Annotated in this window: 25 protein-coding genes and 1 pseudogene; 14 read left to right on the plus strand and 12 right to left on the minus strand. The window is 65.3% G+C overall.

Going from position 1 to position 23,276, the window contains the following annotated elements:
• Positions 1–159: 159 nt before the first annotated feature.
• Positions 160–705, plus strand: a complete 546-nt coding sequence (locus VKI00_RS12770; RefSeq protein ID WP_324437842.1) for a ferritin — start codon at positions 160–162, stop codon at positions 703–705.
• Between the two features lie 6 nt (positions 706–711).
• Here the strand turns inward: VKI00_RS12770 and VKI00_RS12775 are convergent, their stop codons facing one another.
• The 3 genes from VKI00_RS12775 to VKI00_RS12785 all read right to left on the minus strand — a co-directional run bounded on the left by VKI00_RS12775 (position 712) and on the right by VKI00_RS12785 (position 3,129).
• The gene (locus VKI00_RS12775; RefSeq protein ID WP_324437844.1) at positions 712–1,545 is read right to left on the minus strand and encodes a glycerophosphodiester phosphodiesterase; all 834 of its coding nucleotides are present in this window, start codon (positions 1,543–1,545) and stop codon (positions 712–714) included.
• A 4-nt stretch (positions 1,546–1,549) separates the two neighbouring features.
• On the minus strand, positions 1,550–2,674 hold the full coding sequence (locus tag VKI00_RS12780) for a DUF4328 domain-containing protein (protein ID WP_324437846.1): 1,125 nt from the start codon (positions 2,672–2,674) through the stop codon (positions 1,550–1,552).
• 110 nt (positions 2,675–2,784) lie between these two features.
• Complete coding sequence (locus VKI00_RS12785; protein WP_324437848.1) at positions 2,785–3,129, minus strand: rhodanese-like domain-containing protein; 345 nt, start codon at positions 3,127–3,129, stop codon at positions 2,785–2,787.
• Positions 3,130–3,605: 476 nt separating this feature from the next.
• On the opposite strand from VKI00_RS12785, the gene VKI00_RS12790 reads away from it, so the two are divergent.
• The 5 genes from VKI00_RS12790 (at position 3,606) to VKI00_RS12810 (ending at position 7,177) form a co-directional block, all read left to right on the plus strand.
• Complete coding sequence (locus VKI00_RS12790) at positions 3,606–3,764, plus strand: hypothetical protein (protein ID WP_324437850.1); 159 nt, start codon at positions 3,606–3,608, stop codon at positions 3,762–3,764.
• Between the two features lie 164 nt (positions 3,765–3,928).
• Positions 3,929–4,552 carry a superoxide dismutase gene (locus VKI00_RS12795; RefSeq protein WP_324437852.1) on the plus strand — a complete coding sequence of 208 codons (624 nt, stop codon included), beginning with the start codon at positions 3,929–3,931 and terminating at the stop codon, positions 4,550–4,552.
• Between the two features lie 199 nt (positions 4,553–4,751).
• The gene (locus tag VKI00_RS12800; protein WP_324437854.1) at positions 4,752–5,285 is read left to right on the plus strand and encodes a peptidase; all 534 of its coding nucleotides are present in this window, start codon (positions 4,752–4,754) and stop codon (positions 5,283–5,285) included.
• Positions 5,286–5,733: 448 nt separating this feature from the next.
• Positions 5,734–6,039, plus strand: a complete 306-nt coding sequence (locus VKI00_RS12805; RefSeq protein WP_324437856.1) for a hypothetical protein — start codon at positions 5,734–5,736, stop codon at positions 6,037–6,039.
• A 739-nt stretch (positions 6,040–6,778) separates the two neighbouring features.
• Positions 6,779–7,177 carry a transcriptional regulator gene (locus tag VKI00_RS12810; protein ID WP_324437858.1) on the plus strand — a complete coding sequence of 133 codons (399 nt, stop codon included), beginning with the start codon at positions 6,779–6,781 and terminating at the stop codon, positions 7,175–7,177.
• 525 nt (positions 7,178–7,702) lie between these two features.
• On the opposite strand, the pseudogene VKI00_RS12815 reads toward VKI00_RS12810, so the two are convergent.
• Both VKI00_RS12815 and VKI00_RS12820 read right to left on the minus strand, forming a co-directional pair.
• Positions 7,703–7,822: pseudogene (locus VKI00_RS12815) on the minus strand (DivIVA domain-containing protein); the annotation flags it as partial.
• The gene (locus tag VKI00_RS12820; RefSeq protein ID WP_324437860.1) at positions 7,819–7,962 is read right to left on the minus strand and encodes a hypothetical protein; all 144 of its coding nucleotides are present in this window, start codon (positions 7,960–7,962) and stop codon (positions 7,819–7,821) included. The gene VKI00_RS12820 and the pseudogene VKI00_RS12815, both read right to left, overlap by 4 nt.
• A 113-nt stretch (positions 7,963–8,075) precedes the next feature.
• Between VKI00_RS12820 and VKI00_RS12825 the strand changes: the two genes are divergently transcribed.
• From VKI00_RS12825 to rraA, 5 genes are all read left to right on the plus strand, one after another.
• The gene (locus VKI00_RS12825; RefSeq protein ID WP_324437862.1) at positions 8,076–8,729 is read left to right on the plus strand and encodes a DUF6474 family protein; all 654 of its coding nucleotides are present in this window, start codon (positions 8,076–8,078) and stop codon (positions 8,727–8,729) included.
• Positions 8,730–8,795: 66 nt separating this feature from the next.
• Positions 8,796–9,491 carry a YcnI family protein gene (locus VKI00_RS12830; protein WP_324437864.1) on the plus strand — a complete coding sequence of 232 codons (696 nt, stop codon included), beginning with the start codon at positions 8,796–8,798 and terminating at the stop codon, positions 9,489–9,491.
• Complete coding sequence (locus VKI00_RS12835; RefSeq protein WP_324437866.1) at positions 9,488–10,003, plus strand: copper resistance CopC family protein; 516 nt, start codon at positions 9,488–9,490, stop codon at positions 10,001–10,003. The genes VKI00_RS12830 and VKI00_RS12835 overlap by 4 nt, the downstream gene beginning before the upstream one ends.
• A 248-nt stretch (positions 10,004–10,251) precedes the next feature.
• The gene (locus VKI00_RS12840) at positions 10,252–10,719 is read left to right on the plus strand and encodes a nucleoid-structuring protein H-NS (RefSeq protein WP_324437885.1); all 468 of its coding nucleotides are present in this window, start codon (positions 10,252–10,254) and stop codon (positions 10,717–10,719) included.
• 13 nt (positions 10,720–10,732) lie between these two features.
• Entirely contained in the window at positions 10,733–11,224 is a 492-nt protein-coding gene (gene rraA / locus VKI00_RS12845) for a ribonuclease E activity regulator RraA (protein ID WP_324437868.1), read from the plus strand.
• Here the strand turns inward: rraA and VKI00_RS12850 are convergent.
• Positions 11,221–12,690: an NAD(P)/FAD-dependent oxidoreductase gene (locus VKI00_RS12850; RefSeq protein ID WP_324437870.1), complete on the minus strand. Its 1,470-nt coding sequence runs from the start codon at positions 12,688–12,690 to the stop codon at positions 11,221–11,223. The genes rraA and VKI00_RS12850 overlap by 4 nt on opposite strands.
• Before the next feature lie 76 nt (positions 12,691–12,766).
• Here VKI00_RS12850 and VKI00_RS12855 point away from each other — a divergent pair, with 76 nt between their 5' ends.
• Both VKI00_RS12855 and dinB read left to right on the plus strand, forming a co-directional pair.
• The gene (locus VKI00_RS12855) at positions 12,767–13,417 is read left to right on the plus strand and encodes a TetR/AcrR family transcriptional regulator (RefSeq protein WP_324437871.1); all 651 of its coding nucleotides are present in this window, start codon (positions 12,767–12,769) and stop codon (positions 13,415–13,417) included.
• Between the two features lie 69 nt (positions 13,418–13,486).
• On the plus strand, positions 13,487–14,710 hold the full coding sequence (gene dinB, locus VKI00_RS12860) for a DNA polymerase IV (RefSeq protein ID WP_324437873.1): 1,224 nt from the start codon (positions 13,487–13,489) through the stop codon (positions 14,708–14,710).
• A gap of 19 nt (positions 14,711–14,729) precedes the next feature.
• On the opposite strand, the gene VKI00_RS12865 is transcribed toward dinB, so the two are convergent.
• The 3 genes from VKI00_RS12865 to VKI00_RS12875 form a co-directional block, all read right to left on the minus strand.
• A complete protein-coding gene (locus VKI00_RS12865; RefSeq protein WP_324437887.1) occupies positions 14,730–15,101 on the minus strand; it encodes a pyridoxamine 5'-phosphate oxidase family protein in 372 nt (123 codons plus the stop codon).
• 176 nt (positions 15,102–15,277) lie between these two features.
• On the minus strand, positions 15,278–16,285 hold the full coding sequence (locus VKI00_RS12870; protein ID WP_324437875.1) for a PHP domain-containing protein: 1,008 nt from the start codon (positions 16,283–16,285) through the stop codon (positions 15,278–15,280).
• A 21-nt stretch (positions 16,286–16,306) separates the two neighbouring features.
• Positions 16,307–16,738, minus strand: coding sequence for a hypothetical protein (locus tag VKI00_RS12875; protein WP_324437877.1), 432 nt, complete (start codon positions 16,736–16,738; stop codon positions 16,307–16,309).
• 56 nt (positions 16,739–16,794) lie between these two features.
• Between VKI00_RS12875 and VKI00_RS12880 the strand changes: the two genes are divergently transcribed.
• On the plus strand, positions 16,795–17,643 hold the full coding sequence (locus tag VKI00_RS12880; protein ID WP_324437879.1) for an LLM class F420-dependent oxidoreductase: 849 nt from the start codon (positions 16,795–16,797) through the stop codon (positions 17,641–17,643).
• Between the two features lie 105 nt (positions 17,644–17,748).
• Here VKI00_RS12880 and VKI00_RS12885 read toward each other — a convergent pair whose 3' ends face one another.
• The 3 genes from VKI00_RS12885 to gltB form a co-directional block, all read right to left on the minus strand.
• Positions 17,749–17,889, minus strand: a complete 141-nt coding sequence (locus tag VKI00_RS12885) for a hypothetical protein (protein WP_324437888.1) — start codon at positions 17,887–17,889, stop codon at positions 17,749–17,751.
• A gap of 144 nt (positions 17,890–18,033) precedes the next feature.
• On the minus strand, positions 18,034–19,500 hold the full coding sequence (locus tag VKI00_RS12890) for a glutamate synthase subunit beta (RefSeq protein ID WP_324437881.1): 1,467 nt from the start codon (positions 19,498–19,500) through the stop codon (positions 18,034–18,036).
• Positions 19,493–23,276: glutamate synthase large subunit (gene gltB / locus VKI00_RS12895; RefSeq protein ID WP_324437883.1), on the minus strand; the 3,784-nt coding region annotated here is incomplete at its 5' end. The genes gltB and VKI00_RS12890, both read right to left, overlap by 8 nt.

The raw sequence follows: 23,276 nt of genomic DNA on the forward strand, positions 1-23,276 counted from the left end.
TGCGAACGATTACCTGCCATTCGGACTAAATGTCGGCCGCTTGGCAGAAATCGCTTCAATTAATGGACCCAACGTAGCCTTTCTTTACTTAGGCAAAGCTCGCCTGAGTAAGTATTACCTTGGGTGACAAGGCATCTGACCTGCAGTAGCGTTGGCAACATGAATGACCGGGATGCCCCCAAAACAAAATTCCATGCATTATTGCAGGAGCAGATCTACAGCGAATTCACCAACGCTCAACAGTATATTGCGATGGCCGTTTATTTCGACGGCGCCGACCTGCGTCAGCTGGCGAAGCACTTTTACGCTCAGGCCGTCGAGGAGCGTAATCACGCGATGATGCTGGTGCAGTATCTGCTCGACCGCGACGCGCGTGTCGAGATCCCCGGGGTGGACGGTGTGCGCAACCACTTCGACACCCCACGGGATGCATTGGCATTAGCGCTGGATCAGGAACGAGCGGTCACCGAACAGGTCAGCAGGCTGGCCGCCGTCGCCCGCGACGAAGGCGACTACCTCGGCGAACAATTCATGCAGTGGTTCCTCAAGGAGCAGGTCGAGGAGATGGCGCTGATGACGTCGCTGGTGCGGGTCGCCGATCGCGCCGGTGCGAACTTGTTCGACCTGGAGAACTTCGTCGCACGGGAAATCGACTCGGCGCGTAGCACATCCGACGCGCCGGCCGCCGCCGGGGGACGACTCTAGCGGCGGCTACTGAACGTCGGCGCCGGTCAGGCCTTGATCAGGTGAGTCGAGCCAGGCTTTGGCGCGGCCGGGATGGTTGGTGGCCAGCCACGCCACCCCCACGTCCCGGCAGAAGATGACGTCTTCGTAGTCGTCGGGGGTCCAGCAGTACAGCGCCCGGCCCTGCGCCGCCGCACGGTCAACGAGCTCGGGGTGTTCGCGAAGGGTGGCCAGTGACGGCCCGACCGCGGTGGCCCCGACAGTGCTGGCCGCACTGCTGGCCAGGTATCGATGACTGCGGCCGAGCAGCACCGTGGGCAGCAGTGGCGCCGCCCGCCGGACCCGCCACAGTGCGGACGCGGAGAACGACATCACCACCGCGCGAGACCGGTCCGCGGACGCCGGTGCGGCGATACCAAAGCGATGCAGCAGCGCCAGCAACTTGCTTTCCACCAGTGCGCCGTAGCGGACGGGATGCTTGGTCTCGATGAAGATCTTCACCGGCCGCTTCCAGTCCAGCACCAGCGCTACAAGGGCGTCCAACGTCAACAGGCCGGTATCGCCGTGGGCGCCGTCTGCGCGCCAACTGCCGTGCCAGGCGCCGTATTCCAGCTCGCGCAGCTCGGCGAGGGTCATCGTGCTCACCAAACCGGCACCGGTCGACGTCCGGTCAAGCCGGCGATCGTGGACACAGACCAGGTGACCGTCACGGGTGAGCCGGACATCGCATTCGACACCGTCGGCACCCTCCCGCAGCGCCAGATCGTATGCGGCCAAGGTGTGTTCCGGCAGGTCACCCGACGCGCCGCGGTGGGCCACGACGAACGGGTGCCGAGACACCACCTCGTCGGCCCGCGTCATGGCACTATGCTGCCGGTTCCTCACCCGACAACTCAACTGCTGGAGCCGATCCCGCTGATCCCACCGCGGCCGCACCATCGTCAGCGACCACCACCCAGCGATGGGCGGGCCGTTCGACCGGTTTGCGCTCAAATCCCTCGAACAGCTTCTCGGTCGCAATGACTGCGCCCAACGCCAGCAGGTAGGCAACGATGATGGCCGCCGTGTTGTTGGCGATTCCCTGGGCATCCTGCGCCCCGCTGGTAATCGACGCGAAGACCGACGTCACGCAGCTGAGCAGCCACAGCAGCCACCATCTCCAGATCGGCCCGCGCAGCCGGCTGTAGTTGTCCTCGGTTTTCGCCAGCTCGATGACATACACCAGCGCCCACACCGAGGCCAGCAGCGGCAGACACGAGAACACCACGCAGGCGGCCATCAACGCCCAGCTGGCGGTGTGACCACTCGCGACGCGTACCACGGCGAAGGTGATGGCCAAGACCATCGCCACCGACGGCGGAAGCAGGCAGCCGATCCGCAGTGCCCACGGCGTACGGGTCTCCGGCCTACCGCGATGGGAGAAAGCCGCGGCCCGGCGTGCGATCAACCATTGCGTCAGCACCACGGCGTAGGTGATCACCGCCGTGATCGCGGCCAGGCTGGCCAAAACGCTCAGCAGCGCCGCCGCGTCAGCCACCAGCCAATTCAGCAACACGGTCCTGTTGATGATCATCAACAGGTAGCGCAACAGATGAACCAGGGCCGCACTGCCCAGCGTCACCGCGGTCGCGAAGAACACCGCGTGCACCCGGCTCACCGGTGGCGCTTGTCGCCCCGCCGAACCCTGCCCGGCACGATCGAGCTCGACTTGATCCTGCAGACCCCAGCGCGGTATCACCGGGTATCGCGGCGTCGGCCCGAGTGGACGGCGCCGACGTCGTGGCGGTGGCGCCGGGCCGGGACGCACCGCGATCCACCGGTAGCCCGGTGGTAACCGCGGCGGTGTTCGTGGGCCGGCACTCCAGCGCGAATCGGCCTGGGGCGTCTCCGTCGACGGCGCCAGCAGCGTTGCGCGGCAGCGTGGACACCACTCACGCTGGCGGTCACGGACATTCCAGCGTGTGCCGCATTGGGAGCACACTTGGATCATTGGCGCCACTCCTCCACAGAGCTACGCTCTGCATCGTCGCCAGCGCGGATCACCGCATCAGCCTAACCGTCAAAACCGGCTGCTCGGCCACGGTGCTCGTGCACGCCCCGTCAGACGCTGCCAGGGCCGCCGTCATCGGTGACCACCGGACGGCCGGCGCTGGCCCATGCCAGCATCCCGCCACTGACGTTGACGGGTTCGTACCCATTGCCGGCCAGATACTCCGCCACTTTCTGGGAACGCCCTCCGGCCTTGCAGATCACGTACAACTTCGCCTGCGGGTCGATCTCGTTGACCCTGGCCGGCACCTCACCCATCGGGATGTGCCGGGCGTCGGCGGCATGACCGCGCTGCCACTCGTCATTCTCACGCACATCTAGCAACACCGTGCCCGGCCCGAATTCGGCGGGCAGCTCGCCGACAGCTGTCTGTGCGACCACCGGTTCACCGTCCATGGCCTTGATCTTGGCATGCGGAAACCGGCCGTGCAGGAGGCCTCATCCAGCTACCAACAGGTATCCACAGTTTCCACAGGTTTATCCACAGGGGGTGATCCGGCGCCCGTTGCATTGACGCGCGGTCAATACGTCGGTCGCGTCAACAGCTGTGGATAACAGCGGGCGGATCCCGCGTCGCGATCGACAGTTTTGCCGGACGCTGAGCGAATTCTCAGCACACCTCACGCGACACGCAGCATCCCCCGTATGGGGGATGTCACACCAAACACGCCGCGGCAAATCACCCGCCCGGCCGATCCGCACGGCGTCGATCGCCGCTTGGTGGCCGTCGTCGCCCAGCAAAAAGACGCTGGTCAACCACCCGCTTCCGGCTCAATTTTCCCCCGGTTCGCCAAGGGGCTATGATCGCGAGCACTGGAAGTAGTTGTGACTCATCTCACTGGGGGAGACTTGGACGTGCAGGTGGTCATCCGATGACAACGCAACCGATCGGACCGCAGTCGGCGGGATCCTCGTCGCACTGGTACACCACGTCGCCCACGTGCAATCGCTCCTATTTGCTTGCCGGTTTGCGCGCCGGCCTGATCGCCCTGGTTTTGCTGGCGGTCCTCGCGCTCATCGTTTGGTTCTGAACCCCCGCCGCCGGGTATCCACCCATGGCACTCGTTCTTGCGGTGCGCGCTGCGATGGAGCAGGGTTGATCATGGTTCACCAACCCAAGCCGCCGCGCCGCTGACAGCCTGCGAGTGGAGCGTCAGAACTAGATCGGCAACGATCATCGAAGGAAGGAATCTGAGTGACTGAATACACTTTGCCCGACCTGGACTGGGACTACGGAGCACTGGAGCCGCATATCTCGGGTCAAATCAACGAGCTTCACCACGACAAGCACCACGCCACCTACGTCAAGGGCGCCAACGACGCCCTCGCGAAACTCGAAGAGGCACGTTCCAAAGAAGATTTCTCGGCAATTCTGTTGTACGAGAAGAACTTAGCGTTCAACCTGGCTGGCCACGTCAACCACAGTCTGTGGTGGAAGAACTTGTCCCCCAACGGTGGTGACAAGCCGACCGGCGAGCTAGCGGCAGCCATCGATGAGGCCTTCGGATCATTCGACAAGTTCCGCGGTCAGTTCACCTCGGCTGCCACCACCGTGCAGGGGTCGGGCTGGGCGGCGCTCGGCTGGGACAGCCTCGGCCAGAAGCTGTTGGTATTCCAGGTCTACGACCACCAGACCAACTTCCCGCTCGGCCTGGTGCCGCTGCTGGTGCTCGACATGTGGGAGCACGCTTTCTATCTCCAGTACAAGAACGTCAAGGCGGACTTCGCCAAGGCGTTCTGGAACGTCGTGAACTGGGAAGATGTGCAATCGCGCTATGCGGCGGCCACTTCGAAGGCCAAGGGCCTGATCGCCGGCTGACTTCGGTTGAATTCGCCTGTTCGGGGCGTCGCGCCATTCGCGCGGCGCCCCGTTCACTATTTCGGCGGTGTTTCTTTTTCGCCTTTGTTGGAGTTTTGCTCGTGTCAGCTTGCGGGTATTCCCAGGCTGTCGCATGCTGATCTGACCGACCCACCGGCGCATCGCTGGGTACCCGAATCACGTATGGCGGGAGGGCGAAATGGAAACGGGATCAGGGCGGGCCATCGAGGTGGCCCCATTTCATTCTCGTGGTGCGTTGAAAGGGTTTGTGATTTCCGGGCGTTGGCCCGACTCGACGAAGGAGTGGGCGCAACTGTTGATGGTTGCGGTCAGAGTAGCGTCGCTACCTGGATTGCTCAACACCACAACGGTATTCGGTGCTCGTGAAGAGCTGCCGGACGCTCCTGCGCCGGGTACCGTCGGCCTGGTGCTGGCGGAGGGTCCGGTAGTTGGCGAATCCGCCATCCGGCCAGGTTATTTCGCCGATCATCAGCCACCGGCACTGTTGATGCTGCATCCACCGTCGGAGACCACACCGTCGTTGCCCGAATGCAACGGCGCGGCGTCGGGATGCGTGCTGCTGCCCGGGCTGCCGTATCTGGGCCTGGAGCACCGTGCGGCCTGGGTGGAGGCAGAAGCCGACGGCACGATCACCTCGATGGTGAGTCGCGTCGGCGTCGACCCAATCAGCCATCCCGACACCGCGATCCTGGCGATGCTGCTAGCTGCTTAACGACTTTCACCGACTAGACCGGACCGCTCCGAACTCCGCGATGGCACGCTGCTGATGGCGCCGCCGGCGGGTAGCACGAGGACGTCGCCGACCGGCCTCGTAAGCCTGCATGACGACTTACCTATGTATTTCCTGAGAATTAGATGACGATATGCTGGCAACTCCCTGAGCGGCGGAGTATTCGTTGCCGAAATCGAGGGACGGGGTCCGACATGGGTAACAAGAGATCGCGAGCCGTCCTGGTCGGTCTGGACGCGGCTGTAGGTGCTGTCGGGGCCGCCGCAATGATGTCGGCGGCAACCGCGCCGACCGCCCGCGCCGACGATTTCACCGACATCCTCAACGGAGTCGAGGGCAACTTCGCTGCTGGTCAGACCGCTTTCGATAACGCTTCGACGGATTTCGGCGGCGATGATGTGACCGATGGTCTGCAGCGTACTTCACCGGTGTGGACAACGATTTCGTGTCTGCTCCCTATACCGTCCTCTTGGGTACGGCCGAGGCCATTGCGGGCCAACCAATCACTGGTTACCCTGACGTTTTCGTTTCGCCGCCCACAGATTTCGCAAACGCGGTGACCGACTCGGAAACCCTGCTCGGTATCGCTCAGGGCCTGTTCAGCGACGCTGCGTCGGCTTTGGCCGGCGGTAACTATGTCGAAGCTTTAGGGGACGACCTCGCCGGTTCAGTCTATGGTTTCTATTTCCCTGCGGAGACGCTCTTCCTTGGTGGGGTGGAGGCACTGGGCCTCTAACGGCCCGGGCGCGCCGGCCCCCTCGACGGCGCAGGCGCGTCTCAGTCGGTCGGTATCGAGGTGTCCATATTGGCAAGCTTCCTCTCCGCCAACATGATTCGCGCTCTCGAGTTGATCTGAGCCTCCGCGCGGCCACAGCTGCGACCGCGATGACTCAGCTGAAGTCGCCCAGAAGCCTTTACGTGACAACCTCGTAGCTGCGTCACCCGCGTCCAGCGACCGGTTCAATCCGTTCCTCGCGTCATAGCCAGGTGCCCGCCGCATTTGGTACTGACCGGAGGGGACGCTGACGTCCGATTGCGATCGGTCACTGTACAGCGCACGATCGGCGCCGGCGGCGGATACCATCGCCTTGACGGAGTCCACGGTCCTGGGCGAGTAAGCGCGACGACCGTGCCCGTCATGCGCCGACGGACGGCGTGACAGCAAATCAGCTTTTCGAGGCATCGGCGCAGCGCACCGGTTGCCGTAGCGTCGGATGCACTCGACCGACGAGACCACCTGTCTCGGTCGCTGAGCGCGGAGGCGACGGATCGTCACACAATTCGCTTGCTACAACATGTGAATCCGCTGAAAACCAAGCTCGGCACGCCGTGACAGCGTCGTCAACGAGCGCGACGGTCCTCGGCCGCAATTCTCGCAAAGTTTGCACTTGGTTGCGGCGATAACTCTCGCTACGATGATCAGCAAATACCTCGAAGGAATTATTTGTTCGACCGACCCGGTGGAGGTCATATCGATGAGCACGACGTTTGCTGCCCGCCTGAACCGCCTGTTCGACACGGTTTATCCGCCCGGACGGGGGCCGCATACCTCCGCTGAGGTGATCGCCGCGCTCAAATCGGAGGGCATCACGATGTCGGCTCCCTACCTGTCGCAGCTACGCTCGGGCAACCGCACAAACCCGTCGTCCGCCACCATGGCCGCCTTGGCGAACTTCTTCCGAATCAGGCCCGCCTACTTCACCGACGACGAATACTACGAAAAGCTCGACAAAGAGTTGGCGTGGCTGATGACCATGCGCGATGAGGGCGTTCGGCGTATCGCGCTTCGCGCCAGCGGTTTGTCCGCGGAGGCGAAACACGACCTCGCGCAGCGCGTTGACGAGCTTCGCCGCAAGGAACACCTCGACGCATAGTCTGGGGCCAAGTACAACCGCTAGCGCCGAGTGCGCCACCGACGCCAGCGGCGGTCCAAGGCCCGAAAACCGCCTAAACTCATCGCGATAACGACGAGGAAGACGAGCATCGTCGCGGCCAAACGCCAGCCTGTCGATCCTGAGGCAAACGCGGTACCGCCGTGCGCATGAACATCCAGCGGCTGTCCGAATTTCCAATTCTCGGGAACTCGGTGGATCCGGGCCATTCCGGGACTGCCCACCGACGCTCCAGGTACCACTGCAGCGCGCGTTAGCAGTGTCCGCGTCCCCTAGGCATCGAACGTCCGTCGCCATCGCCGGCGTGCCGACGTGATACCCGTAAACGTCCCACACGAGGTCGCCGAACATGTACAGCCGGATCCCCGCTACAACGACTGTGGTCAGCCAGCCGCCAATCCCGACCGACCGCCGGCTGCGCCCCTGTGTCGATCCGTCGTCCGCCACGACCGGCTGTGTCTGCGGCTGATATTGCTGACCAGCGTCGAGGCGTCCCCCCGTGCCGTCTAGTCGGCTCAGTTCTGATTCGACTCGGTCAAGAAATGCATCAACCTCGTCTTCGTTGTATCCCCGCATTCCGATTGGCGGCCTGCTGAAAGCCACCTTTTTAATATCGGCAGGTGTCAGTGGAGGATGCTGAGTGGTTTCGGCCGTGGACGTTGGCGCGCCTGGATGTTCAGCACCGTGATCTGTAGCAGCAGCCGCTTGCGCGTCGGCCCACTGTCTTCTAGTTCGGCGATGCGTTGCTCGGGGTCATCTTGATCCATCAGCGAATGGTCCCACCCCGCAGCCGCTGTTGCGCCCTTCCCGCTAGGGTTGGCCCATCGATGGGGCACACGCACCTCGACAGTCGACGAGATACCCGGGGAGGCGGCCGCGAATGGGCCTATTCGGCAAGCGAAAGACCCGCGCGACGCGTCGTGCCGAGGCCCGCGCGATCAAAGCCCGGGCCAAACTCGAGGCGAAGCTGTCGGCGAAAAACGAGGCACGCCGGTTCAAAGCCGCACAGCGAGCCGAATCGAAAGCACTCAGGGACCAATTGAGGGCGCGGCGCGATAGCGACCAGACGGCGTTGAAGGTTGCCGAGGCCGAACTCAAGGCGGTGCGTGAGGGCAAGCTGCTGTCACCGACGCGAATTCGCCGAATCCTGACGGTGTCTCGGCTGCTCGCGCCGATCGTGGTGCCGCTGGCCTACCGGGCCTCGATCGCCGCCCGCGGGTTGATCGACCAGCGGCGGGCCGACCAGCTCGGTGTTCCGCTGGCTCAGATCGGCCAGTTTTCCGGACACGGCGGCCGGTTGTCGGCCCGTATCGCCGGCGCCGAGCAATCGTTGCGCGCGGTGCAGGAGAAGCCCAAGGACGCCGAGACCAAGCAATTCGTGGCCGCTATTTCCGAACGGCTCACCGACCTGGCGGCGGCCGTCACCGCGGCGGAGAATATGCCCGGCGCACGCCGCCGCGCCGCCCACACCGCGATCTCGCGCCAACTCGATGAGATCGACGCCGACCTGATGGCGCGGCTCGGGTTGACCTAAGCCCGTGGCCACCCGCCAACCGGCCTGATCCCGCGCCTTCGACAGAGGAAAAGGAATAGCAATCGGATGTCATGGCACCGCAGTTTGGTTTCGCGCGTATTGATCTCGGCCGCCGCCGCCACCACGCTCTATCTCGGATCGGCCGCCACGATCGCACCGGCGTCGGCCCATGTTCACGCCAGCAGCGACGACGCCGTTCGCGGCGGCATGGCGCTGGTCACCTTCCAAGTGCCCAACGAATCCACGACCGGGGCGGCCACCACCGCTCTCACGATCGACCTGTCCAATGTCACCTCGGTGCAGACCCAAGCGCAGCAGGGTTGGACGGTCAAGCTTGATCGCGATGCCGCCTCCGGCGTCGTCCATTCGGCCACCTGGACGGCGGCGCCCAACGGCGGGATCCCAGTCGACCAGTTCGGGCTGTTCCGGATCACGGTGAAGCTTCCCGACGCCGACACCGTCAGCTTCCCGGCCACCCAGACCTATGCCGACGGAGCGGTGGTGAAGTGGGATCAGCCGCCGGCGCCCGGCGGGGCCGAGCCGTCGAATCCGGCGCCGATGCTGACGCTCACAGCAGGGTCGATGCCGCCGCCCACCCACCACCCCCACCCGACCAGCTCCACCGCACCGACCGCAGCGGCGGGGCCGGCGACGCAAAAGCCAAGGGCAGCAGACGATAACACCGCCCGGATACTCAGTGGAGCCGCCCTATTCGTCGGTGCGCTGGCAGTCGGCATCGCGCTGATCACTCGAGAGAAATGAGCCGCCGAGCACGCTTCTTCGCGGTGAGCCTGCTCCTGGCAGCAGTCACCATCGGCGCCGGCTTGACCGCCGGAGCCGCCAGCGCGCACGCCGCCCGGATCTCGGTCGACCCCGCCGAGAATGCCGCCGTCAGCGCCGGTCCGGCCCGCGTCAGAGCGACCTTCAACGAGGATCTGCAAACCACGTTCGCCGCGATGACGGTCGTCGGTCCGGACGGCAACCTGTGGTCTTCCGGACAACCGCAGGTAGCGGGCGCGGTCGTCAGTGTGGGCGTACGGCCCCTGGGACCGACCGGCAACTACACGGTGAACTACCGAGTGACATCTGCGGACGGGCACGTGGTGTCCGGATCATGGTCGTTTCGGCTGACGGCACCCGGCACCGGCACACCCGGGCCGATGGTCGACAGCTCCGATAATTCGCCCGGCGACGTCCCGGTTTGGCCGTTCATTGTCGGCGCTGTGGTGCTCGTTGGCGCAGCGGTGGTCTGGCAGGCCCGCAGGAAGCCGTAACGGCCCGCCTTCAGCGGCTAACCCGGATTGCCCGCGGGGCGACCCTGGCATGATGGATTCGACTGTTGGTGTACTGGCCGATTCACCCGCCGAGAAACTGCAAAGGAGCTCACTACATGGCAGACCCGCAGGATTCACCGGACGACACCTCCCACACCGCACCCGAACACACGCCCAGCGCTGCACCCACGCCGCCCAGCCCGCCCGCCGACGCCGCACCGCCGAAACCCGCGGAGCAGGCTCCGGAAATGTCGGCACCACCGGCCAAGGCGCCGGATAAACCGGCGAAGAAGACGCCCGCCAAAAAAGCGCCCGCCAAGGCGGCGAAAAAGAGTCAACCGGCCGCGCCAAAGAAGGCGGCCGCTAAAAAGGCGGCCGCCAAGAAAGCCGACAAGAAAGCACCCGCTAAGAAAGCCGCCGAGAAAGCACCGGCTAAAAAGACGCCCGCCAAAAACGCCGAGCCCGCGGCCGCCGCGCCACCAAGCGCTCCCGCAACGCCACCACGGGTAGACACCAACGGCCAGCTTGCCGAAGCAGCCAAAGATGCCGCGGCGCACGCGAAGTCAACGGTGGACGCGGCGCCCAACCCGGTGTCCGGGGGAGCCGCCGTGCCGTCAGAGGGCCGCTCACCGCTGCCGTTGGCGGTGGCAGTCGCGATCAGTCTGCTGGCGTTGCTGCTGGTGCGCCAGCTTCGTCGACGGGACGAGTCACCATAGCTAGCATGGCCCGGTGACGGTGATTTTCCGGCCCACGGCCGACCTGGTCGACGACATCGGGCCCGACGTACGCAGCTGCGACGTCCAGTTCCGCCAGTTCGGCGCGCGAAGAGAATTCGCCGGCCCGGTTACCACGGTGCGCTGCCTGCAAGACAACGCGCTGCTGAAGTCGGTGCTGTCTACGCCCGGCGAGGGCGGTGTGCTGGTGATCGACGGCGAAGGCTCGTTGCACACCGCGCTGGTCGGCGACCTCATCGCCGGCTTGGCCCACTCCAACGGCTGGGCCGGGCTGATCGTGCACGGCGCCGTTCGGGATGCCGCGGCCCTGCGCGGCATCGACCTCGGCGTCAAGGCACTCGGCACCAATCCCCGCAAGAGCGGCAAGACCGGTGCCGGTGAGCGCAACGTCACGGTCAGCTTCGGCGGGGTGGAATTCGTGCCGGGCGACATGGCCTACAGCGACGACGACGGTATCGTCGTCGTCGCCGCGGCCGCTACAGGCTAAACCGCCAGGACAGCAGGCTTTTTGGCGAACTGCAGCGCCTCGTCATCGACCCGGCCACGCCGGATCAGCTGCAGGTCGAGCAAATAGTTCTGCTTGAGCCGCCAGGGGCTGACTGAACCCGCCTTCGGCAGATAGTCCAAGGCGCGCAGCACATAGCCCGGGGTGAAATCCATCAGCGGGCGCTCGTCGACCGAGTCCCCCGGATGCTGCGGCACCACGGTGTCATAGCCGTTGGCGTCCATGTAGTTGAGCACCCGACAGACGAACTCCGATACCAGGTCGGCCTTGAGCGTCCAGGACGCGTTGGTGTAGCCGATGGTGAACGCCATGTTCGGCATACCGGTGAGCATCATGCCCTTGTAGGCCATCAGTTCGGTGAGTTCGACCGGCATGCCGTTGCGGCGGATCGCGGCGCCACCGAACAGCTGCAGGTTCAAACCCGTTGCGGTGATGATGATGTCGGCTTGCAGTTCGTCACCGGAGCTGAGCTTGATCCCCGTTTTGGTGAACCGGTCGATGGTGTCGGTGACAACGTCGGCCTGGCCATGCCGGATCGTCTTGAACAGATCACCGTTGGGCGCCAGGCACAACCGCTGGTCCCACACGTTGTAGCTCGGGCCGAAATGCTTCTCCACGTCGTAGCCCTCGGGCAGGCGGCGCTTGGCCATCGTCAGCAGGGTCTTGCGCATGTAGGCGGGGAACTTGCGGGAAAGCTGGTACTGAGCCGTGCTGAAAGCGATTGCCTTCCAACGGTTCACGACGTGCGCGGCGCGGGCCGGCAGCCAACGGTTGGCCCGCTCGGCGACGGGATCGATCAGCGGCAGCGAGCCGATGTAGGTCGGCGAGCGCTGCAGCATGGTGACGTGGCCGACGCCGGAGTTCACCAACGCCGGAATGAGCGTCACCGCGGTGGCACCCGACCCGATGACGACGACCCTCTTGCCCGCGTAGTCGAGGTCCTCGGGCCAGTGCTGGGGATGCACGATCGTGCCCTGGAAATCTTCGGCCCCTTCGAACGTCGGCGAGTAGCCCTCGTCGTAGTTGTAGTAGCCGCTGCATGCGAACAAGAACTTGCAGGTGATCTCTTCCTGCCGACCGTTGTTGTCCACGGTGACGGTCCATCGGTTGTCGGCGTCGGACCATTCGGCGGCCACCACCTGGTGCCGGTAGCGGATGTGCCGGTCGATACCGTTCTCCGCCGCGGCCTCCTTGATGTAGGCCTTGATCGAATCGCCATCGGCGATCGACTGGGCCGACTCCCACGGCTTGAACCGGAAGCCGAGCGTGAACATGTCCGAGTCGGAGCGAATGCCCGGGTACCGGAACAGGTCCCAGGTGCCGCCGAGATCATCCCGGCGCTCCAAGATCGCATAGCTCTTGGACGGGCAGCGGTCCTGCAGGTGCCACGCGGCGCTGATACCGGAGATGCCGGCGCCCACGATGAGCACGTCGAGATGTTCAGTCATGACGCCACGCTATCAACACGGTGTTGAGTGCGTCAACACCCTGTCGAATTTCTCAACACCATGTAAAGTGGCGGCCGTGACTACCGTCAGCTCCGGCCGCAAAACCAGGGGGCGTCGCTCGGCACGCCCGTCCGGCGACGACCGTGAGCAGGCGATCCTTGCGACCGCCGAGCGGTTGCTCGAAGAGCGCGCATTTGCCGACATCTCCGTCGACGATCTGGCCAAGGGCGCCGGCCTTTCGAGGCCGACGTTCTACTTCTATTTCAGGTCCAAGGAAGCGGTGCTGCTGTCGCTGCTCGAGCCGATGATCGTCCGTGCAGATGCGGAGTTCGACGGCGCGGTGCAGCGACTCCCCGCCGATCCTCGCCGCGTCTGGCGCAATGGCATCAAGGCGTTCTTTACCGGATTCGGCTCGCACCGCGCGGTGGTCCGCGCCGGGTCGGAAGCGCTGGGCACCAGTTCGGAGGTCCGGGCAGTGTGGACGAGCTTCATGCAGAAGTGGATCGATCAAACAGCAGCCATGATCACCGCCGAACGGGCGCGGGGCGCTGCCCCGGAAACCATCCCGGCCGCAGACCTGGCGACGTCGCTGAACCAAATGAACGAGCGCGCGATGATGGCCACCCTGTTTGCCGAACAGCTGTCGGTCAACGAGGACCGCGTCGTCGATACCCTCACCCACATCTGGGTCGCCAGCATCTACGGGGCATCTAGCTACGCCCAGTGACGATGCAGTCCGCATAGCGGACTGAGGACGAACCGGGCAATTAAAGACGTCACCGGTTGATGCGAACATATGTTCGTGTCGGGCTCACCCCACCAAACAGCCGCCATTCTGCACGCGGACCTCGACTCGTTCTACGCGTCCGTCGAACAGCGTGACGACCCGGCCTTGCGCGGCCGGCCGGTGATCGTCGGCGGCGGGGTGGTGCTGGCGGCGAGCTACGAAGCCAAGGCCTACGGCGTGCGCACCGCGATGGGCGGCGCGCAGGCCCGGCGGCTGTGCCCGCACGCCGCGGTGGTCCCGCCGAGAATGGCCGCCTACACACAGGCCAGCGACGCCGTGTTCGAGGTTTTCCGCGACACCACACCGCTGGTCGAGCCGATTTCGGTGGACGAGGCGTTCTTGGATGTCGGTGGGCTGCGCCGGGTCTCCGGAACACCGGTGCAGATCGCGGACCGACTGCGCAGCGAGGTGCGCGACCGCGTCGGCCTGCCCATCACGGTCGGCATCGCGCGGACGAAATTCCTGGCCAAGGTCGCCAGCCAGGAAGCCAAACCGGACGGCCTGCTGCTGGTTCCGCCCGGGTGGGAGCTCGCGTTCCTGCATCCGCTGCCGGTGCGCCGGCTGTGGGGCGTCGGCGCGGTGACCGCCGACAAGCTGCACGCGCACGGCATCGAGACGGTCGCCGACGTGGCCGAGCTCAGCGAGTCGACGCTGGCCTCGCTGGTGGGCGGGGCGATGGGCGGTCGGCTGTATGCCCTTTCCCGCAACGTCGATCCGCGTCGGGTTTCCACCGGTGTGCGCCGACGGTCGGTGGGCGCTCAGCGCGCGCTTGGCCGCGCCGGCAACACCATGTCGCCGGCCGAGGTCGACGTGGTGGTGATCAACCTGATCGACCGGATCACCGGGCGGATGCGGGACGCGGGACGCACCGGGCGGACGGTGACATTGCGGTTGCGGTTCAACGACTTTGGCCGAGCTACCCGGTCGCACACGTTGCCGTGGGCCACTTCTTCTACGCAAACCGTCCTGGCCACGGCGCGACGTTTGGTCGCATCGGCCGCGCCGCTGATCGCCGAGCGCGGTCTGACGCTCGTCGGGTTCGCCGTCTCGGAGATCGATCGCAGCGGCGCCGAGCAATTGATGCTGCCGTTCGCCGGGCCGCGAAGGGAGCCCGCGGCGGTGGACGCGGCGGTCGACCGGGTGCGTCAACGCTACGGGAAGTCGGCGCTCACCCGCGGAGTGCTGGTCGGCCGCAACCCCGGCCTCGAGGTGCCGCACCTACCCGATTGCTAGCGGCTCAGATTCGCACAGGTCAGGTTTCCGGGGTGTTTATACGTAAGCCGGCGATCATCATGGGATAGATAGCGACAACGGTGTCTGCGTGGTTGACCCACGGATGTAGCAGGCGTTCATAAAATGAGATTTGGTCGGGATCGGTGAGGGTGTGCGCGCGCCCAGTGGCGACGACGCTCCACCCCGTCTTGGCGTGAGCGTCGATACTGTCAGCCTCGTAAGCGACCACGACACCATCGGCGGATCGGACGGCGGCCGAGATCGCCGAAGTCAGTCGGGTCCGGATGATGATCCGACCACCGTCCACCACATGATTGACCGGGCGAATTGCCGGCAGCGCGTTGAGAGTGAATACCACGCGCCCATAGTCGATCCCGGCAAGCAGCCGCATCGCCGCGGCGTCGCCCAATAGCTGACTGCCGACAGCGGGCTGCGCCAGGCCCAATCCGCCGTCATAGCCCCAGTCATTCACGTTCTTAAGCATCTGCTCGACGCTGGCTACCACCTAGGGCCATAAGGCCCCGTGCCGGATGCCTAAAGCACGCACTCCAGTTACTAGTTGCAGGTCTAGTTTTGGTGCGTCCACGCCAGCAGCTTGTCGACCGGCCAGGTGTTGACGATCCGATCGACGGGAACTCCGGCATCCAACGCACGCTGTGCGCCGTAGCCGAGGAAGTCGAGCTGGCCGGGCGCATGCGCGTCGGTGTCGATGCTGAAATCACATCCGATCTCCAACGCGAGATTCAGCAGTCGGGTTGGCGGGTCACGACGTTCGGGCCGGGAGTTGATCTCGACGGCGGTGCCGTGATCGCGGCAGGCGCTGAACACCGCTTCGGCGTCGAACTTCGACTCCGGCCGGATACCGCGGTTCCCGGCGACCAGTCGGCCCGTGCAGTGGCCGAGAACGTCGGCGTGGCCGTTGCTGACAGCACGCACCATCCGGCGGGTCATCGCCGCGGCGTCCATCGACAGCTTCGAGTGCACGCTGGCCACCACGATGTCGAGGCGATCCAACAGCTCGGGCTCTTGGTCCAGGCTGCCGTCGTCGAGGATGTCCACCTCGATGCCGGTCAGGATCCGCATCGGCGTGAACCGGTCGCGTAGCTCTTCGATCACGTCGAGTTGCTTCCGCAACCGCTCCGGTGAGAGCCCGTTGGCGATGGTCAGCCGCGGCGAGTGGTCGGTCAACGCACAGTACTCATGCCCCAGCGCCGCCGCAGTCGCCATCATCTCCTCGATATTGGCAGAGCCGTCTGACCAGTTCGAATGAAGGTGCAAGTCGCCGCGCAGTGCGGCCCGGATATCACCGCCGCCGAGATCCTCAGCGGCGGCACGCAATTCGGCCAGGGCATCGGGTTCGCGCCCGGACCAGGCCTGGTCGATCACCTTCGCGGTCTTCGGCCCGATCCCCGGCAGCGACTGCCAGCTGTTGGCCTGACCGTGGCGCTCCCGCTCCGCGTCGTCGAGGCGCTCGACGGTGTCGGCGGCATTGCGGTAGGCCATCACCCGCCGCGAATCCTCGCGAGCCCGGTCTTTGTAGTAGGCGATCTGTCGCAGCGCGGCTACCGGATCCATGGCTCCAGTGTGCCCCGCCGGCTATAGCAGCTGGCCGGCGATGAAGCCGGCGAGCAGCACCCCGAAGCCGCCGATCTCGCCGACGATCAGCAACACCATCGCCACCCGCAGCCCCCGATCTGGGCTTTCGAACTGGTTGACCGTGTCGCGCCGCAGGCCGTGGCCGATGTAGCCGAGAATCGCCCCGACGAAGAAGAACACGACGACCGTCGCGGCCGCCGCATTCACCCACGCCGGCCACGCGCTGAGCTCGACGAACACGGCGATCAGCAGCGTCGCGAACGAGTACAGCAACGCCGCCCGGTGCGCGATGTCGACGTACGGGTGCGCCCGGTGATCGTCGGACACCATGATCTGCCGGTACTTCCAGACCCCGAGCACCAGGGCGAGCAGAAAGATCAGCCCGGCCGCTAGCAGGGTGATTTTGGTATCGAGGCTCAAATGCCAGTTCATTGCCCGGCCGAGTCTAGTTAGGTGCGGGTTTCGGACGCCGGACTAATGTCGCTGTAATGCGGTTCGCGTTCAAAACCTCGCCGCAAGACACCACCTGGGCACAGATGCTCGCTGTCTGGACAGCAGCCGACGACATCGACGTCTTCGAGTCCGGGTGGACGTTCGACCACTTCTACCCCATCTTCACGGACTCCACGGGTCCGTGTCTGGAGGGCTGGACGACGCTGACGGCGCTTGCGCAGGCCACCACCCGGCTGCGGCTGGGCACCCTGGTCACCGGCATCCACTACCGCCATCCCGCGGTGCTGGCCAATATGGCTGCGGCGCTTGACGTCATCTCCAACGGTCGACTCGAACTCGGCATCGGCGCCGGATGGAATGAAGAGGAGTCGGGCGCCTATGGCATCGAGCTGGGCGGCATCAAGGAACGCTTCGACCGGTTCGAGGAGGCCTGCGAAGTGCTGACCAGCCTGTTGAGCCAAGAGACCACCAACTTCGACGGCAAGTACTACCAGCTCAAAGACGCCCGCAACGAACCCAAGGGCCCGCAGCGCCCGCACCCCCCGATCTGCATCGGCGGCAGCGGCGAGAAGCGCACGCTGCGCATCACCGCGCGGTACGCCCAACACTGGAACTTCGTCGGCGGACCGCCCGAGCTGTTCGCCCACAAGCGCGATGTGCTGGCCTCGCACTGCGCCGACATCGGGCGTGACCCCAAGGAGATCATGACCTCAGCGCACCTTCGGCTGGAACCGGACCGCAACTACGCGAAGGTCGTCGAGGACGCGGCCGGTCTGGCCGCCGAGGGCCTGGACCTGGGCATCGTGTACATCGCGCCACCGCACGACCCGGCCGTCCTGGAGCCGCTGGCCGAAGCGATTCGAGACTCGGGGCTGGTGGGGTAGCCCGCTCAGGACAATTTCTAGGTCTCGATGTCGCGACTCTCAGATAACGAGCAGCTTACGCTGAGCAAACGCCTGTCTTAATCGACGGGCCGCCGGAGCTGGAACTTATACGCCGAAGCGCAGCAGCTCCTCGGCGGTCACCAGGCGCTCAAGCTTTTCGGGGAACTCCCGGCTCTTGACCGGGTGCCGGAACCATGACCAGGCGATTCGCCCGACCCGCGACCGGGTCATAGGATTCATATGCACGGTGCTCACTCCTGCAGTCAGTCAACATGCCGGGCACCACGCCCCCGCGGCGCCCCATATCGAGCAATTAGACACCCTACCGCTGGCAAACAGTGTAAGGCTCGCCGAACAATTTATCAAATGTTGCTGGTGTGATGACTGTGATTACCGTTGCGGAGCGGCAGTGGGCGCGATGGGTGCAGGCAGAGCGGTCTGGCCCATCAGGAATCGGTCCACACCTGCCGCGGCCGCACGGCCCTCGGCGATTGCCCAGACGATCAGCGATTGGCCTCGCCCCATGTCGCCTGCTACGAATACACCCGGCACCGAGGTCTCGAAGTTGTTGCCGCGCGCCACATTACCGCGGTCGGTCAACTCCACCCCCAGGTCCGTCAGCAGGCCCGGCTGCTCCGGCCCGACGAATCCCATTGCCAGCAGCACCAGATCGGCTTCGATTTCGAAATCGGTGTCCTCGGTTTTGACGAACTTGCCGTCCTCCATCGACACCTCGTGCACTTTCAGCGCGGTGACGTGACCGTCCCGGCCGACGAATTCCTCGGTGTTGACCGAGAACATCCGCTCGCCGCCTTCCTCGTGCGCCGAGGACACCCGGTACATCAGCTCGTAAGTCGGCCATGGCGTCGACGGGGCGCGGTTCTCCGGCGGGCGGGGCATGATCTCGAACTGGTGGATGCTGGCCGCGCCCTGACGGTGCGCGGTGCCCAGGCAGTCGGCGCCGGTGTCACCGCCGCCGATGATGATGACCTTCTTGTCTTTTGCGGTAATCGGCGGTTCCCCGTCAGGGCCAAGAACATCGTCGCCCTCCTGCACCCGGTTGGACCAGGGCAGGTATTCCATCGCCTGGTGGATACCCTCGAGTTCGCGACCGGTGATCGGCAGATCGCGCCATGCGGTCGCGCCGCCGGCCAGCACCACCGCATCGAAGTCGGCGCGCAACTGCTCGGCGGTGATGTCGACGCCAACGTTGACACCCGCGCGGAATTCGGTGCCTTCGGCCCGCATCTGGTCCAGCCGGCGCTCCAGGTGGCGCTTTTCCATCTTGAACTCGGGGATGCCGTAGCGCAGCAGCCCGCCGATGCGGTCGGCGCGCTCGAACACCGTTACCGTATGTCCGGCCCGGGTCAGTTGCTGCGCGGCGGCCAGACCGGCCGGCCCGGAGCCGATCACCGCCACCGTCTTGCCGGTGTGCTCATCGGGGGGCAGCGGCACCACCCAGCCTTCGTCGAAGGCGTTGTCGATGATCTCGACCTCAATTTGCTTGATCGTCACCGGATCCTGGTTGATCCCGAGCACGCACGCTGATTCGCACGGCGCCGGGCACAGGCGGCCGGTGAAGTCCGGGAAGTTGTTGGTCGCGTGCAGGCGTTCGATCGCGTCGCGCCAACGACCGGTGCGGGTCAGGTCATTCCATTCCGGGATCAGGTTGCCCAGCGGACAACCGTTGTGGCAGAACGGGATCCCACAGTCCATGCAGCGGGTGGCCTGGTGCTGCAGCGTCTCGTGCGGGAAGTCTTCGTAGACCTCATGCCAGTCGCGCAGCCGCAATGACACTGGTCGGCGTTTCGGCGTTTCGCGATGCGTGTACTTCAGAAAGCCCTTCGGATCAGCCACTGGCGGCCGCCATGATCGCCTGGTCGGGATCGGTGCCGTTGCGCTCGGCCTCGGCGATCGCCTCTAGCACCCGCTTGTAATCGCGGGGCATTACCTTGACGAAGCTCCGTTGCCCGGCCGTCCAGTCGTTCAGGATGCGTTGACCGACAGCGGAGTCGGTCGCATCGACGTGCGCCTGAATCATCCCGTGCAGCCAAGCCAAGTCGTCATCGTCGAGCGCCTCCAGTTCCACCATCTCCGAGTTGAGGTTGTCCGGCAATGCGTTCTCCGGGTCGTAGACGTAGGCCACGCCACCGGACATGCCCGCCGCGAAGTTGCGGCCGGTGGCACCCAGGATCACCACCCTGCCGCCGGTCATGTACTCACAGCCGTGATCGCCGACTCCTTCGACCACCGCGTGCGCGCCGGAGTTGCGCACGGCGAACCGCTCACCGACCACTCCGCGCAGGAATGCCTGGCCGCTGGTGGCGCCGAACAGGATGACGTTGCCGCCGATGATGTTGTCTTCGGCGACGTAGTCCGACGGCACGTTGTCCGGTGGCCGCACCACGATCCGGCCTCCGGACAATCCCTTGCCCACGTAGTCGTTGGCATCGCCGTACACCCGCAACGTGATGCCGGTGGGCACGAACGCGCCAAAGCTGTTGCCCGCCGAGCCGTCGAAGGTGATGTCGATGGTGCCGTCCGGCAATCCTTCGCCGCCATAAGCTTTCGTCACCTCATGGCCGAGCATGGTGCCGACAGTTCGGTTGACGTTGGCGATCGTGGTGGAAAACCGGACGGGTTTCCCGGAGTCCAGCGCCTCGCGGCTCATCACGATCAACTGTTGATCCAGCGCCTTGTCCAGGCCATGGTCCTGGCTGGAGCTGTTGTACAAATCCTGATTCATGAAGGCGGACTCCGGCTCGTGCAGAACCGGTGTCAGGTCGAGTTTGTGCGCCTTCCAGTGCGCGCGGGCCAATGTCGTGTCCAGCGACCCGACTTGGCCAACCGCCTCGTTGAGGGTGCGGAAGCCGAGCTGCGCCATGTACTCGCGGACTTCTTCGGCGACGAACAGGAAGAAGTTCTCCACGAACTCCGGCTTGCCGGTGAACCGCTCGCGCAGCACCGGGTTCTGGGTGGCCACCCCGACTGGGCAGGTGTCCAGGTGGCACACCCGCATCATGATGCAGCCGGACACCACCAGCGGTGCGGTGGCGAAGCCGAACTCCTCGGCGCCCAGCAGCGCCGCGATCATCACGTCCCGGCCGGTTTTGAGTTGGCCGTCGACCTGGACGACGATCCGGTCGCGTAACCCGTTGAGCAGCAATGTCTGCTGGGTTTCGGCCAGCCCGAGCTCCCACGGTGCGCCGGCGTGCTTCATCGACGTCAGCGGTGTGGCGCCGGTGCCGCCGTCGTGCCCGGAGATCAACACGACGTCGGCGTGCGCCTTCGAGACGCCGGCAGCCACGGTGCCGACACCGTTCTCGGAGACCAGCTTCACGTGGATACGCGCCGACGGGTTGGCGTTCTTCAGGTCGTGGATCAGCTGGGCCAGGTCCTCGATCGAGTAGATGTCGTGGTGCGGAGGCGGTGAGATCAACCCCACCCCGGGGGTGGAGTGCCGTACCTCGGCGATCCACGGGTACACCTTGCCGCCCGGAAGTTGGCCGCCCTCACCGGGTTTGGCGCCCTGCGCCATTTTGATCTGGATGTCGGAGCAGTTGGTCAGGTAGTGCGAGGTGACGCCGAACCTGGCCGACGCCACCTGCTTGACGGCGCTGCGACGCCAATCACCGTTCGGGTCGCGCTCGAAACGGCTGACAGCCTCGCCGCCCTCGCCGCAGTTCGACCGGCCGCCCAGCCGGTTCATCGCGATGGCCAGCGTCTCGTGCGCCTCGGCGGAGATCGAGCCGTAGCTCATCGCGCCGGTGGCAAAGCGCTTGACGATCTCGCTGGCCGGCTCGACCTCGTTGAGTGGGATCGGCGGACGAATCCCCTCGCGGAACTTCAGCAGGCCGCGCAGCGAAGCCATCCGCTCGCTCTGATCGTCGACCAGCCGGCTGTAGTCCTTGAAGATCTTGTACTGGCCGGTGCGGGTGGAGTGCTGCAACTTGAAGACGGTGTCCGGGTTGAACAGGTGGTATTCGCCTTCACGGCGCCATTGGTATTCGCCACCGACCTCGAGCTCGCGGTGTGCGCGTTCGTCGGGCCGATCCAGGAAAGCCAGCTCGTGCCGGACCGCGACGTCCGCGGCGATGTCGGCCAGGCCGATTCCGCCAGTGGGGCAGGTCAATCCGGTGAAGTACTCGTCGAGAACATCCTCGGCGACGCCGACGGCCTGGAACAGCTGGGCGCCGGTGTAGGAAGCCAACGTCGAGATGCCCATCTTGGACATCACCTTCAGCACACCCTTGCCGGCGGCCTTGATGTAGTTCGTCAGCGCCTTCTCGCGGTCCAGACCCTGCAGCACGCCACGGTCCAGCATGACCTCGATCGACTCGAACGCCATGTACGGGTTGACCGCCGCCGCGCCGAAGCCGATCAACGCGGCCATATGGTGCACCTCGCGGGCGTCCCCCGCCTCGACCACCAGTCCGACTTTGGTACGGCTGCGTTCGCGCACCAGATGGTGGTGCACCGCGGAGACCGCCAGCAGCGACGGGATCGGGGCCATCTTCTCGTCGGATTCCCGATCGGACAGGATGATGATCCGTGCGCCGTCGGCGATCGCCGCCGAGCTCTGCGCACGCACCTCGTCGAGCGCCGCCTCTAGGCCGGCGCCGTTGTCGGCGACCGGGTACAGACAGCGAATCACCTTGGACCGCAGACCATGCCGGCGGCCGTTGACCTCGACGTCCGGATCGAGATTGATCAGCTTGGCCAGCTCATGGTTACGCAGAATCGGCTGCGACAACGAGATCTGGCGACACGAATCCTCGTTCGGGTTGAGCAGGTCGCCCTCTCCGCCGGTGGTGCCCTGCAGGCTGGTCACCACCTCTTCGCGGATCGCGTCCAACGGTGGGTTGGTCACCTGCGCGAACAACTGCTGGAAGTAGTCGAACAGCATCCGCGGCCGCTGGGAGAGCACCGCGACCGGCGTATCGGTTCCCATCGAGCCGATAGGCTCGGCGCCGGTCCGGGCCATCGGCGCCACCAACAGGTTGAGCTCTTCGTAGGTGTAGCCGAAAACCAGCTGGCGCAACACAACTCGATGGTGCAGCATCCGCACGTAGTCGCCCTGGGGCAGTTCGGCCAGCGGAATCAGCCCGTTGTCCAGCCACTGCTGGTAGGGCTGTTCGGCGGCCAGCTCGGCCTTGATCTCCTCGTCCGAGACGATGCGACCCTGCGCGGTGTCGACCAGGAACATCCGGCCGGGTTGCAACCGCATCCGGCGGACCACCGTCGACGGGTCGAGGTCCAGCACGCCGGCCTCGGAAGCCATCACGACCAGGCCGTCGGCGGTGACCCAGATCCGCGACGGGCGTAGGCCGTTACGGTCGAGCACCGCGCCGATGATGGTGCCGTCGGTGAACGTCATCGACGCCGGGCCGTCCCACGGCTCCATCAGCGAGGAGTGATATTGGTAGAACGCCCGCCGGGCCGGATCCATCGACTCGTGGCGCTCCCACGCTTCGGGGATCATCATCAGCACCGCGTGCGCGAGGCTGCGCCCGCCGAGGTGCAGCAGTTCGAGCGCCTCGTCGAAACGCGCGGTGTCCGACGCGCCCGGGGTGCAGATCGGGAACAGCTTGTCGACGTCGTCGTGGGAGCCGAAGACGTCGGTGTTGATCAAC

This window comes from Mycobacterium sp. (assembly GCF_035314665.1).
Taxonomy (GTDB): domain Bacteria; phylum Actinomycetota; class Actinomycetes; order Mycobacteriales; family Mycobacteriaceae; genus Mycobacterium.